The organism is Candidatus Nitrospira salsa (assembly GCF_965152625.1).
In genome coordinates this window covers 1,056,048-1,068,720 of sequence record NZ_CBCUCO010000002.1, presented here as the reverse complement: position 1 = coordinate 1,068,720, position 12,673 = coordinate 1,056,048, and the positions used below count along the sequence as shown (strand labels likewise).

18 protein-coding genes are annotated in these 12,673 nt (G+C 47.5%); all 18 read left to right on the top strand.

What is annotated here, in order from left to right; genetic code table 11:
• The first annotated feature begins 305 nt into the window (after window positions 1-305).
• Window positions 306-899: a superoxide dismutase family protein gene (locus ACWQXP_RS06735; RefSeq protein WP_454062064.1), complete on the top strand. Its 594-nt coding sequence runs from the start codon at window positions 306-308 to the stop codon at window positions 897-899.
• Between the two features lie 383 nt (window positions 900-1,282).
• The gene (locus ACWQXP_RS06730) at window positions 1,283-1,630 is read left to right on the top strand and encodes a hypothetical protein (RefSeq protein WP_454062063.1); all 348 of its coding nucleotides are present in this window, start codon (window positions 1,283-1,285) and stop codon (window positions 1,628-1,630) included.
• Window positions 1,631-1,832: 202 nt separating this feature from the next.
• Window positions 1,833-2,135: a hypothetical protein gene (locus tag ACWQXP_RS06725; protein WP_454062062.1), complete on the top strand. Its 303-nt coding sequence runs from the start codon at window positions 1,833-1,835 to the stop codon at window positions 2,133-2,135.
• A gap of 736 nt (window positions 2,136-2,871) precedes the next feature.
• Window positions 2,872-3,177: a DUF2934 domain-containing protein gene (locus tag ACWQXP_RS06720; RefSeq protein WP_454062061.1), complete on the top strand. Its 306-nt coding sequence runs from the start codon at window positions 2,872-2,874 to the stop codon at window positions 3,175-3,177.
• A 167-nt stretch (window positions 3,178-3,344) separates the two neighbouring features.
• Entirely contained in the window at window positions 3,345-3,758 is a 414-nt protein-coding gene (locus tag ACWQXP_RS06715) for a CBS domain-containing protein (protein ID WP_454062060.1), read from the top strand.
• 66 nt (window positions 3,759-3,824) lie between these two features.
• Complete coding sequence (locus ACWQXP_RS06710; RefSeq protein ID WP_454062059.1) at window positions 3,825-4,343, top strand: DUF1264 domain-containing protein; 519 nt, start codon at window positions 3,825-3,827, stop codon at window positions 4,341-4,343.
• An 81-nt stretch (window positions 4,344-4,424) separates the two neighbouring features.
• Complete coding sequence (locus tag ACWQXP_RS06705) at window positions 4,425-5,006, top strand: c-type cytochrome (protein ID WP_454062058.1); 582 nt, start codon at window positions 4,425-4,427, stop codon at window positions 5,004-5,006.
• On the top strand, window positions 4,960-5,697 hold the full coding sequence (locus ACWQXP_RS06700; protein ID WP_454062057.1) for a c-type cytochrome: 738 nt from the start codon (window positions 4,960-4,962) through the stop codon (window positions 5,695-5,697). Before ACWQXP_RS06705 ends, ACWQXP_RS06700 begins: the two co-directional genes overlap by 47 nt.
• Before the next feature lie 214 nt (window positions 5,698-5,911).
• Complete coding sequence (locus tag ACWQXP_RS06695; protein ID WP_454062056.1) at window positions 5,912-6,229, top strand: hypothetical protein; 318 nt, start codon at window positions 5,912-5,914, stop codon at window positions 6,227-6,229.
• Window positions 6,230-6,234: 5 nt separating this feature from the next.
• On the top strand, window positions 6,235-6,591 hold the full coding sequence (locus tag ACWQXP_RS06690; protein WP_454062055.1) for an STAS/SEC14 domain-containing protein: 357 nt from the start codon (window positions 6,235-6,237) through the stop codon (window positions 6,589-6,591).
• A gap of 87 nt (window positions 6,592-6,678) precedes the next feature.
• Window positions 6,679-7,008 carry a cupin domain-containing protein gene (locus ACWQXP_RS06685; protein ID WP_454062054.1) on the top strand — a complete coding sequence of 110 codons (330 nt, stop codon included), beginning with the start codon at window positions 6,679-6,681 and terminating at the stop codon, window positions 7,006-7,008.
• Between the two features lie 145 nt (window positions 7,009-7,153).
• Window positions 7,154-7,633 carry a PH domain-containing protein gene (locus tag ACWQXP_RS06680; protein WP_454062053.1) on the top strand — a complete coding sequence of 160 codons (480 nt, stop codon included), beginning with the start codon at window positions 7,154-7,156 and terminating at the stop codon, window positions 7,631-7,633.
• The gene (locus ACWQXP_RS06675; RefSeq protein ID WP_454062052.1) at window positions 7,630-8,214 is read left to right on the top strand and encodes a hypothetical protein; all 585 of its coding nucleotides are present in this window, start codon (window positions 7,630-7,632) and stop codon (window positions 8,212-8,214) included. Before ACWQXP_RS06680 ends, ACWQXP_RS06675 begins: the two co-directional genes overlap by 4 nt.
• Window positions 8,215-8,268: 54 nt before the next feature.
• Complete coding sequence (locus ACWQXP_RS06670; RefSeq protein WP_454062051.1) at window positions 8,269-8,793, top strand: hypothetical protein; 525 nt, start codon at window positions 8,269-8,271, stop codon at window positions 8,791-8,793.
• Window positions 8,794-8,889: 96 nt separating this feature from the next.
• On the top strand, window positions 8,890-10,662 hold the full coding sequence (locus tag ACWQXP_RS06665) for an acetate--CoA ligase family protein (RefSeq protein WP_454062050.1): 1,773 nt from the start codon (window positions 8,890-8,892) through the stop codon (window positions 10,660-10,662).
• Between the two features lie 53 nt (window positions 10,663-10,715).
• On the top strand, window positions 10,716-11,090 hold the full coding sequence (locus tag ACWQXP_RS06660; RefSeq protein WP_454062049.1) for a c-type cytochrome: 375 nt from the start codon (window positions 10,716-10,718) through the stop codon (window positions 11,088-11,090).
• 396 nt (window positions 11,091-11,486) lie between these two features.
• Entirely contained in the window at window positions 11,487-11,792 is a 306-nt protein-coding gene (locus tag ACWQXP_RS06655) for a hypothetical protein (RefSeq protein WP_454062048.1), read from the top strand.
• Between the two features lie 59 nt (window positions 11,793-11,851).
• A complete protein-coding gene (locus ACWQXP_RS06650; protein ID WP_454062047.1) occupies window positions 11,852-12,103 on the top strand; it encodes an ABC transporter permease in 252 nt (83 codons plus the stop codon).
• Window positions 12,104-12,673 lie beyond the last annotated feature (570 nt).

Below are 12,673 nucleotides of genomic sequence, written 5' to 3'. Positions count from 1 at the left end.
ATGAGTAGTGATGAAATGTCTTACAAGCGACTGTTTTTCGACTGGCGTGTGATGCAAAATTCCGCATCATTATCGTTTGAGGTGCAGACTTGATCGTGAATATCGTTAAAAATAGCAAATTACAGTCAGGTTCAAAGACGAACATATGTCGGAGGAAAGACCAATTCGTTGTCTGGCGCCACTCTTGCTTTTCTACACAAGAAATGGAAGTAAGTGGAAACCGTTTCCACGAAAAATGTAGACAAATCATTCCCTGATTATAAGAATGAGGGGAAAAACGTACTCATAGCTAAAAGGAGGTTGCGATGGCACAATTGCTGTCAATCAAGGGAATGCTGTTCTTCTCAGTCATTCTAGGCACAGGAGTCAGTTTGGGATGTGCTCATCACGGGCATGGCCCGTATTCAAAAGTCGCCAAAGCCACGATTAAGGGTTGTACTGATTCAAACATTACTGGAACTGCCACCCTAAAAGAACGCGAGTCGTCAGAGGGGTTGAAGCTTGTCGATATTCGGATGGAAGTGAAGGGGCTCAAGGACGGAAAACATGCTGTCCATATTCATGAAGTTGCCAACTGCGTGCCATGCGGTGAGGCCAAAGGGCATCACGATCCTGGACCAAACTCCAATTCTGACCCTGATGCTCCTTTATTTAATCATCCCTATCATATGGGAGACTTAGTCAACATCGAAGTGAAGGACGGAGTGGGTAAAGTCCACATGGCTACCAGTCGCGTGACACTCTCAAGTGGTCGGTTGAGTGTGTTTGATGAAAATGGCAGTGCCTTCATTATTCATACAAACCCGGATTTGTACTGTGATCAAGAGGATGAACTGAACAAAGGATGTGCCGGTGGGCCACGAGATGCGTGTGGAATCATCGAGTCGATAGAAAGTTAAGAGAGTTTCTGGCTGACAATTTTGCCAAACGAAATTTTCCGTTCGATTTGTAATGTCAGTGTATCAAAGGGGGCTTCAGAAGCTTATCTTCTTCTCATCTCTCTTTGAGGGTGTGGAGAGGAATTCAAAATTGGGAAAGAACGAACGATTCAGGTCACAATAAAAGTTATGCGTCAGTGCTCGATAAGGTGTGGCATCTTCAGTATATATACTTGGCAAGTGAAGACCCTCACAATGAATGAGACGGAGTTCTGCTCTTTGAACCTCAATTAAAAATGAGGTATTGCGACAGCCACTAAGGAGGCGTGCCGAGTGTAGAGACAAAACATGCACAAAGAAATAAAAAAACATAAGAGTGGGGCTTGCGCTTGTTTTGATGGGACGTGAGTATCGGTATTTCATTCGGAGTCAATGAAAATGCCTATAGGAGTTTTATTGCCGAAGGGGTGACCGCCAACCCCACCGTCCATGACGAAAACAGCCAGGACAAGATTTGGCGTTATGCTCAACGAGTTCATTTTCATGCGACGGGTATTTCGGCATTCTCGCTAGGCTTGGTTATCCTTGTTATGTTTTCTGATCTGACATCGAGGTTAAAAAAACGCATCAGTGTTTCTCGGGTTCAGCAGCTTGTATCCGCTTTCATAGTTCACCATGTTTTTGTTAGCACCATCAATTGGTCGTGGACCATGAACATGTGGTCACAGAGATCTTTGCGTATGCCGGTGTAGGAGGCTTGTTGCTTGGCGGAGTTCTTCTCTGTGCGAATCTTTTTTGGGCTGTTTTGAGAAGAAACGACGACCTGACTACCGGCTTGAGGCGACACGAAACACCCCCAGCCCTGTGGGACTCTCATTCATTCGCTGATTTTAAACCCAACATGTGTTCGAGCGAACCGTGTTGTAAGAGATAGCTTGTTCACAACGAAGGTGTATGAACGTGGCACTCCACACGTACTTTCCAAGAAACTCTTTCGACTCGCTTTGCTTTTTGGGGTTGCTGGTGCGTGTATGTTGGGCTGGTATTTCATCACAGGCACCACAGACCCTGGTGATGATGGCCGCCGCTATTCACCTGGCACCGGCTGAATGTGCGTTTATCCTCAAAGAAACGCGACAACTGTTACAGGCCGTCCATGGCGTCGTGACTGGATTAAGTGACCCGGATCAGTCGGACAAAGTCAAGCAGCACGCTTTGGTGGAATGGAGATGGCGGCCGATACTAATCCTGCTCTAATGCTCAAGCTACCGTTGTCCTTTAAACAGATGAGAGTATCTGTTCATCGGGATTTCGACAGACTTGCAGAGGCTATCATCGATGGAACCTTGTTGCAGGAAGTGATGTACTAGCTTTCGAGCATCACCAGTTGCTGTACAGCATGTCACGGTATGTACCAACTCATGGTCTCATGACCGGGTTTGTTTCAATAGGTATACGGACGGCATGTCACGCAGGAGATCCTTCGACAATCATACTTCGTTACCACGTTGACCTTCCACGACCAAGATGCTGTACGCGATGAAATCTTTTCCCCATCACCTTTTGATGTCGAGCACTTGTAGAAATACCCTGATCCTCTCTTTGAATGCTCCCTTTCCTCGGTCCTTATAAACGTTCGAATTCGTGAACAACTCAAAGTCTGTCACGCCGTTGTGGAAAGAACCCTTTCCAACTTCACTCCCCATCTGCCCCATTTTAAGTGACGACAATTTCCCTCCTGTCGATCAAATGACTGTGGCCAAATTCCTCAAACAGTGTGTGTCTGGGTTCGCGCGCTTCAAAAAACCCTTGGAAATCAGTATTTCTCGAACTGGCACTGAACTTGATAAGGACCATAACAAAGGAGAAGGAGTAGCAAAGAAAAGACCGCTGTTGGTTTTGCTATTCAAATCCAAAATAACTCAATAGTTGAGTCGTAGGCTCAAACTCATAAATTTTCATTCTTCGGTGAAAAAGATTTAATGGAGGTCTCATGATGCAAACGACTCGGCAGACTGTTGGCACTGAAGAACCGATTAACCCAGTTTCCACCTCTGAATCCGGAAAGAGCGTCCTGATCAAAAAGAGGGACTTCAAGTCCTCCAGGTTTGTACCCTCTGGCGACGACACCATCATCTCTGTTGATTCCTCTAATCACGGAGAATCGTCTTTTACGGAAAATCTCGATGCTCGGATTGCCAGGCGAGCGTATGAGCTCTACCAGCAGCGAGGGGGCTGTCATGGGGAAGATCAAGCAGACTGGTTTGAGGCGGAACGTCAGATACTGTCTTCACAATGAAAAGGCTTGAGTCGCTCCTTTTTCGAGGCAGCAAAATGATGAAGGATAACGTTCGTAGAGCGGACGCAAGTCGGAATATTATGTGACGAGACAAGAAGGAGCTAGGAAATTGTAAGGAACCACCTGCTCACATCGAGAAATATGACTCACAAACACAGGAGGTCAGTATGCCAGCGACTAATCAATTTGAGACCGTGGGACAGATTTCAGGCAGCAACACCATGCGCATTCAAAGAAACTCTAATGGTCATTCCGTTGCCATTGCGCTGTTATCCAGTCATACACCTGGCGCCCCAGTTGTAGATGACGCAGGCCGATTTGTCGGCTTCATCAGTGAATTTGATTTATTGAAAGCCCTAGAAGACGGAAAAGACCTTGAAACGCTTTCAGCTGAAGACCTGATGAAAAAAGATCGAATAGCCATTTCCGCTTCCACTTCCTTACGAGAGGCTGCCCAACTCATGGAGAAGAATCGCTTGCTCAATTTACCGGTAGAAGAAAATGGTGTGGTTTCTAAAACCATCACACGCCATGACCTACTTCGAACAATGTTAGGGATCGATGTTGGAATTGAGTTTTAAGACAAAGAAGCAGAAAGTTTTTCGTTCTCGGAAGCTCGTGTTGGTCTATTATTCAAGGAGGTTGCTATGTCTGCATGTATTCGACGTATTGGACTCATCGGTGCCGTGTGCATTTTGACGATAGGATGTCTCTCGACCCAGGCCATGAGTGCAGGTGGAGGGCCGGCGGATGGCTATGATCTTCATGTGCAGGCCCCTCATCTCATGGCTAATGGAGAGATTGGTGGTCCGTTCCACCATTACTGTAAAGGAATTTCAGACACGATTTTTCAGTGCCTCTTATTTGAAACCACTGCGGCCAATGCGCCGTTGGTTGCCATAGAATATTTTGTGGCAAAGGATGTTGCACGGAAACTTCCCTTGATTCAATGGCATCGGCATTTCCATGATCATCAACAAGAGATTGACACTGGGAGGCTTTTCATTCTTGATGTCGACGATGAGAACAAGAAAAAAGAAATCGCTGAGGCTGCTGGTAAGACCGATGGCGTGATCTATCATTTATGGCAAAAGGGGAAAGAGTTTCCAGATGGGACTGTGACCTTTCCACAATCAATTGGTCATATTTTTAGTCAACCGAAGTAAGCGACATCGTTGCGATGAGAAATTTATCAAGGGGCATCTATTTGTTCACCAAGACGAATACCAAATTTGAAGGAGAGGGTCATGCGTTTCACATATCTGACAGTGAGTATCATCATGTTTTCGATTACGACTAGTATCACAATGGCAGCCGGGCAACACGGGCAACACATGATGAGGGCCCGTGTACCAGCTGATAAAATTGAGGAAGCGCGTGCGCTCACGAGTCCTCTTCCGCAATCGCCAGATATTGTGGCAAAGGGAAAGGCTATATATGAAGGGAAGGGAACATGTGTGAACTGTCACGGGGTACAAGGTCGTGGTGACGGCCCAGGTGGAATTAACCTCAATCCTCCGCCGAGAATATTTCGTTCTCATGGGTTTTGGCGACACCGAACGGAGGGCGAGATCTTTTGGGTCATTAAGCATGGTTCCCCGGGGACGGCCATGATTCCGTTTGGTGGACTGCTCACTGACGAGGATATCTGGACGGTGATGCAGTATGAACAGAGTTTCTCCGGGGGACATGGACGGCGAGGCATGGGGCGAGGTAGAGGAATGGGACCAGGAGGCAGACATGGTGGTAACAGAGGGCATGACATGATGAGGGAGATGGAGCATGAGAGAGGTGGAGAAGACCATGAATGTTGCCAACAATCTGAGTGATCACCATACACTATTTAGTAGACAGAGGCGAGGACGAATCCATCGTATGTGCGTGATCACCACATTTGTTGCATTGATTCTTGTTACATCTCTAGCTCACGCAAAAGAGGACAACCTCGGGAAAACGATTGTGATGAAAAGATGTACTGTATGCCACCGCCTCGAGGGAGACCCGATGCCACGACGGACCAAACAGGCTCCTGATCTCATCTGGGCTGGGAACAAGTACCAGGAAGAGTGGTTAGGGAAATGGCTACAAAACCCTGATGCGAAGCTGTATCCGCTTGGCTTCGATTACAAAGCTAAGCGTAAAGGGAGACATCTTTCGCTCTCGCCATCAAAAGCTGGTGAAGTTGTAGATTTCTTGCAGACGATCAAGGACCCTCGAGTGAAGAAAGGGGTGATGCGATCTGGCACAGCTCAGGAGTTAAAGCGCGGGAAACAACTCTATCAGGAGCATGCGTGTCAAAACTGTCATTGGACACCGGCGAGCAATCGTCGGGGATATACGGGAGGTAAATCCAGTACATCATTAATCAAGATGGGGGCGCGCTTACAAGCTGATTGGGTGTATCGTTTTAATCAAAATCCCAACGATTTTGTCCCAGATAGTGGGGCGTATATTCCCAAGCCTCCACTCCCGGAAAAAGATATTTATGCGATTACAGCCTATATGATGACGTTTAAATAAGGAATATCTGACGGGATATTTAAACGATGTTTCATGAGCCGAACTTTACGAGCATTCTTATTCAACTATCAGTATCTTGAAAGGTCAAACGGGTATGGCTGTGGCTGGATTCGAAGGTGCGTGAGAGGTGACTCAAATGGCAGACCTTCTCGCTTACCTTCCTTCGTTAAAGCCTTAGGTGTGTTAGCAGCATTATTCATGGGGAGGGCATAGTGTGAAAGCCACAGAAAAGAAGCACCTGACGGTCAGAGTGCCAGAGCAAAGGGATTGCTGGGATTGGGAAATCCTCACTGCTGATGGGAGCCCACTCGACGGATGGTATTCAGCGTCAGTTGGAATTGACCATTCAGGTCGATATTGTCTTCACGTTGTCTTTGATCAGTTCGATTGTGTGAATGCAGATGGCCAACCTATAAAGATTGAACTTCTGGGAGTGACACATAGGCCAGTCAAGAATGAACCGGCGATACCGAGTCCTCGAATGCATAAAGCGAAGAAGAAGGGACCTGATGTCGATTGGGAGTGGGAGTAAGGAATATGTATCGAGTGTTGGATGAAAGCTCTGGTCGTACCGTCGGGATCAAAGTTGATGGCAAACTGACCAACAATGATTATGAGGTCTTGGTACCTTATTTTGAAAATCTTATCAACGAATATGGATCGCTGAATTTGCTCTGTGATATGACTCAGTTTAGTGGGGTGGAAATTGGAGTCTTCTGGGAAGATTTCAAATTTAGCATTCGCCATGTACGTGACTTTACGCGAATGGCCATTGTGGGCGATGAGCAATGGCTGGATTGGTATACAACGATCTTCAACCCCATGGTCAAGACGGAATTGAAATGTTTTTCCTCGAAACACATTCATGACGCGTGGAAATGGGTGAAGGCCTGACCGCCGTTATATGTGATGGGATCATCCGGAGAGATTATTTAAAACTCAGAGTAGCTCTAACTATTAGAAGAGAGGAAAGGAGACGAGATGATTAAAGAAGACATCAATCACGATACACAGAATATGAACTGGCAAGAATTACGGGAATTCCCTGGACCGGCAGAGGTGAAAGTTCTTCGTGAAGAGAAAGATTTAGGAGCGAAAACGATGCTCCTTCGTGTCCCACCCCAAGGGAAGATTATTCCTCATTCACACCGAGGTGTGGTTCAGCACTATGTACTCGATGGGCACTACGAGACCGAAGGGAAATCGTTTGGTCCAGGGAGCTTTCGACTCATGCCAGAGCATGCGGAAGTTGCGCCGATTACTACTGAAAAAGGCGTCACGATTTTGATGATCTACGATGCTGTAAGGTAAAAGAATACGACACGTTCCAATGTCTGCATCACTCAAAGATGCATGAGTTCAGGTCATTCGGTTGTATCCGACGACCTTATTTTTTCCTGTGAAAGCAGGGATCGTATGTGCGTCTGCGCAACGAGACCATATCAGTTACGAAGCTATGAAAAACCCTATGAATGAAGGGCGAGAACAAGAGCGAATAATCTGGCAGGCCTTTCCTTCATGGGGGCAGTTTAGTTGGCTCTATTTTTTTACATTCCTGACAGCACTTCGAGGAGTCTTGTTTCTTCGTTTTGGTCTACCAGGTTGGCCGCTGTGGTTGGCTGGTGCCGTGGTGTTACTTTTGGTCGTCGCTCTTATTCGTCGTTGGGCATATTATGTCGTGACTCCGACGCGCGTAATTATTAAGAATGGATATACCCAACGTGACATGAACTCTCTCAAGCTTGAGATGATCAAGAACATGTATCTGGTGCAAGGTCCAATTTCTCGATTTTGGGGTATTGGAACTCTGGTTATTCAGTCAACCGAAACCGGGAAAGAGCTTAAGCTGCGTGGAGTGAAAGATCCCGATATCGTCGAAGCGAAAGTAAAAGCGTTGTTGCCGGCGCGATATGCAGATTCTTTAGATTTGCCATGAATACGATTTCTCGCCGACGCCAAATCATCATCTGGATGAGTATTGCATTAATTTCGATTGCTTTGGCAATTGAGTTCATGTTGAGTTCACAACCAGAACGGCCCTTCGGACATACTCAAGTGGCTCATGTCGTGGGGTGGCTGGGCTTCGGTATGATCGCGCTAACCTTTGTGTATCCTATCAAACGATGGTTGCATCCAAATCAAGTTTGGCCCAAAGACTGGTTTCAAATTCATCAGATCATGGGAATTGCTGGACCGTTGCTTATTGTGGTTCATTCAGGTGCTCACTTTCACGCCGCGGTCCCGGTGCTTGCGCTCGTTGCATTGCTACTCGTGGTCTTTAGTGGCATTACGGGACAAGCTCTCCATTACTTGGCGTTTCGGACGCTATACGAGCAACGTCATGAACTAGCCGCTCAAGGCCTGACTGAAGAAGCTGTAGAATCTCATCTTCACAATCTGGCTCTAGAGGAAGAAACCCTCCGGTCGTGGCGATGTGTGCATGGCCCCTTGACGGTGACATGCGTCGTGCTCACGCTGATACATATTGGCGGCGCACTCTACTTTGGAGGCGTATAGCTTGTGTGGTGTTTACGTCGATGGGTGTTACCCGTCGTTTTGACGAGTACAGGTTTGATCATTGTCTACATCGCCTGGGGATCGGTGTATACGCCAGAAACGTTGTGGGCTCCTGGTCATCTCAGCCGATATCACGCAGACATTGCCACCTGCGGGACCTGTCATGAACCGTTTATTGGGGCAACGGATACACAGTGTCTTGTCTGCCACACGCTTCAGCAGTTCCAACTCAAATCCCAACCTGAAGTACATCGCATACATCAAGAAGTCATTGTTCGTAAGCAATCCTGCCTGACATGCCATACTGAGCACCGCGGGGTATTAGCTAGTATTACCATGGGGACGGCGCGGAATCCGCATGGCGAGTTTATTTTTCGGGCCACTAGTACGTCCTCATGCTCAGACTGTCACACGATGGATACGGAAAAGGAAAAGACAAAACCCGTTCTCTTAAACAATGCGACGGTCCGTCATCTCATTGAAGAAGGGGAGGGGGCTCATCGACCGGGACATTTTGTGCATTGCTTACATTGTCATGTTGGAGGAAAGCGAGATGTTGAAGATGAAGATGAGGATTGAACCGTGCTTAGTGTTGGTTCTCTCAACAACAGAATTAGCGTGAGAAAAAGGGGGCCTGTCTCAGCGGTCGAAAGCCACGCAGCGTAGCGAGAGGCTATGAGCATACGTCACTTACAATTTTTGTTTAAGCCTCGATCGATTGCAGTTATTGGGGCTTCGAACAAGCTGAATCGAGTTGGGAATGTGGTGATGGGCAATCTACTCAGAGCCGGATTTCTCGGACCCATTATGCCCGTGAATCCCAAGCATCAAGCTGTTGCGGGAGTTCTGGCCTATCCTAATGTGCATGCGCTGCCAATCGTTCCGGATCTTGCGATTCTTTGTACACCTCCAGAAACGATCCCGTCAATCATTCAGGATCTTGGTGAGCGTGGGGTTCGGGCTGCTGTCATTATGACCGCCGGCCTTTCCAAAGAACCATCACAATCGGATGGAATAAGCGTACAATCCGTCATCCTGGAAATTGCTCAGAGGCATTGCATGCGGATTTTAGGGCCGAACACAATTGGTCTTCTCGTTCCGCATCTTGCGTTGAATGCGAGTTTTGCGCATGTCGAAGCCATGACAGGAAACCTCGCGTTTGTCTCTCAGTCGGGCGCATTGTGCACAGTCGTACTTGATTGGGCTCGGTCCCGAGGCATTGGGTTTTCGTATTTTCTAGCCCTCGGTGATAGCGTTGATATCGATTTTGGGGATGTGCTTGATTATCTTGGAAGCGATCCCAGCACTGACGCCATTCTTCTATACATTGAATCTATTACTGAGTCGAGAAAGTTCATGTCGGCTGCCAGAGCTGCGGCTCGCAATAAACCTGTCCTTGCGATAAAGGCTGGGCGCCGGCCCGAAGGCGCTGCAGCGGCAGTATCCCATACTGGTGCTCTCGCAGGATCTGACGATGTGTATGATGCATCGTTTCGTCGAGCCGGGATTCTTCGGGTCTTTGAAATCGATGAACTCTTCGACGCCGTCGAAACGTTGGGACGTGTTCGCTTTTTTTCAGGAAATCGATTCGCCATTCTGACGAATGGTGGGGGACCAGGTGTGTTGGCAGCGGACGCACTGGCGGATGCTGGTGGGACTTTGCTTCGGCTTTCTGAGACGACCATCCAGCAATTGGATACCGTGTTGCCCAACACCTGGTCTCGTGGAAACTCTATCGACATTGTTGGAGATGCCTCAGCAAAACGATACACCAACGCACTGAACATTGTCATGCAAGATCAAGACATCGATGCCTTGTTGGTGACACATGCGCCAACGGCCATCGTCGCGAGTGAAGACGCGGCTCACTCCGTCATTACTGCAATACACGCGTCAGCCTTCAAAAAACATGTGCTAACCAGTTGGCTCGGGGCCGAAACAGCCGTGAAGGCACGACGTCTGTTTGCGGAGGCCAATATTCCTACCTACGAGACTCCGGAAAAAGCTGTTCGTGCGTTTCTTCATCTCGTTCGCTATCGCCAAACCCAAGACATGTTGATGGAAATTCCACCTTCCGTTCCACAAGAATTTCATCCGATCTCATCTTCTGCCCGATACGTAATCGAACAGGCGTTAGCCCAAGAACGGTTTCTCCTCAGCGAGCCGGAGGCCAAGGCGATTCTTGCCGCGTATGGTATTCCAACGGTTGAAACGCATATTGCCAACACCCCGGAGCAAGCTGTTCGATTTGCTGAGCAGATTGGATTTCCGGTTGCGATTAAAATCCTTTCCCCACACATTACCCACAAAGCTGATGTCGGTGGTGTCGCGCTTGATATTGATTCTCCAGAAACAGTTCGAACGGCCATCGCTGGGATGAGGCAGCGTTTGGTCGCGTTGCTTGGAGGGATTTTGGTTGCTGTCGGTATCATTATGAGCAAGGCCTGAATTTTACTCATGGAATAAAACGTCGTCAGGAAAGGTAGAAATAGAGAGATGTGATGAAGACGTTCTTTTTGGGAACCCTACCCTTCGCGATGATTTTGGTATTTTTTATAACTGAGCTCGGCCACACGAAGACAGAAAAGGAAGGTGGCAGCCAGTCTCCTAAGTCTCCTAGAGGCCATAAAGTACCCAAAGCCTCATCTCCCTCAATGGAACAGATTACACAGGGCAAAACCCTGTATGAGGGCCGAGCCAGGTGTGTCCATTGTCATGGGCATAAAGCAGTAAGACGTGAACTTACCGATCAAGAACTGTTTTCCATTATCAAATTCGGGGTGCCAGGCACATCCCATATAGCATTTAAATATCTGCTTTCAGATGAGGAAGTTTGGTCCATCGTTTATTATCAACTCCGCAACAACCTGCGCTAATGGCTGTCGACACAAAGATTGCCTCCAAGAGAACTCTAAATAAGGAAATACGGATATCGCTTTCCAACTTTTCAAGAGCTAAGACTATAGTGAGGTAGGAACCTTACTCTTCTATGCAACTGACATTCATTTTGATGATCTATAGCGAATCCAATTCATTTCTATTTTATGAAGGTACGTAGCCTAGGCGACGATTGTTCCCTAACCCATACGCAACGGCCGCATCGCGCCATTCCAGGTTGTTGTCGAAGGGACAGACTCGAATACTGCTGGGATCATCTTGGACCATGTCGGACGAATTGCCGCTCCGTTCAGCGAAAAAGTGTTGATGACCTGGTTGAGGAAGGCGGCTGGACGACAGATTAACCCAGGCCGAGTGGAACTCGAAACGCGTGCGTGGTTCAACGAGAATCTGGAAAGCCGCAACTTCTACGTTCCCGGTGTCATCTCACTCGTGGTGATGCTGGTCACGTTGATGTTGGCGAGCATGCCGTCGTTCGCGAAAAAGAAATCTGGACGTTGGAGCAGATCATGGTGACACCAATTTCACAGCTTGAATTTATCCTGGGTAAACCCCTGCCGTTTGCGCTCATTGGTTTTGCTGATGTTACCCTCATCACGGGTGTGGCTGTCTACTGGTTTGAGGTACCCATTCGGGTAGTCTGTCCCTCCTCTTGGCTGCGACCGCATTGTATTTATTAAGCACTCTCGGAATTGGTTTATTCATCTCGACTGTGAGCCGAACACAGCAATAGGCAGTGATGAGCGCTTTTTTCTTCTACTTTCCAGCTGTGCTGCCTTCCGGTTTTATGTTTCCCATTTCGAACATGCCTGAAATGGTGCAGTGGATGACATATTTCAACCCGCTTAGGTATTTTCTTATCATCATTCGTGGGATATTCCTGAAAGGCGTTGGCCCGGAAGTCTTGTGGCCTCAAATGGCGGCATTGGCAGTATTGGGAGCGACGATGTTGTGGTTCGCTGCCCGCCGATTTCAAAAAACCTTAACGTGAGATTATGAGAATACACTATAGCGAACCCAAGTAAGTTCCATTGAAGGCCTAGGGTGGCATGATTCAATTGGGCCATGACCCAATGGGCAACCATTCATTCATTACCTGAAACGCTGTACACTCTGAATCATGGAATTGAGGTGCCCCAGGTCGCGTTTAGTTGAGTAGGCCAATTGCATTTGAACAACCTGCTTGTACTTGTTTCTCTCTGTTGCTTTTTGCACCATCCCTGGAAACCCGTTCTGTAGAAAAACGACTCTTTTATCAATGCATCTCCTCATTATCTAGGGTAAGATCCCCTATTTTCATTGATTTCCTGTTTCTTAGGAGTCTTCAATAAAACGGCAAGGTCTTTGCTGTGCAAGGACAAGAGGGTTCATCTTGAGGATTATGCTGAGAGCATTGGAGTGGAGACGAGGAGGACCTTCTGCGACCTGTTGAAAGCCTCACTATGAAATGGATTTTCAGTAACGTGCAAGGACATAATCTATAAGACAATTTGTGATACAGTCTCAATTTCGTAGAGAACAAAGATTTCACATTAGGCGAAACGTGTGAGGAATACGCCTT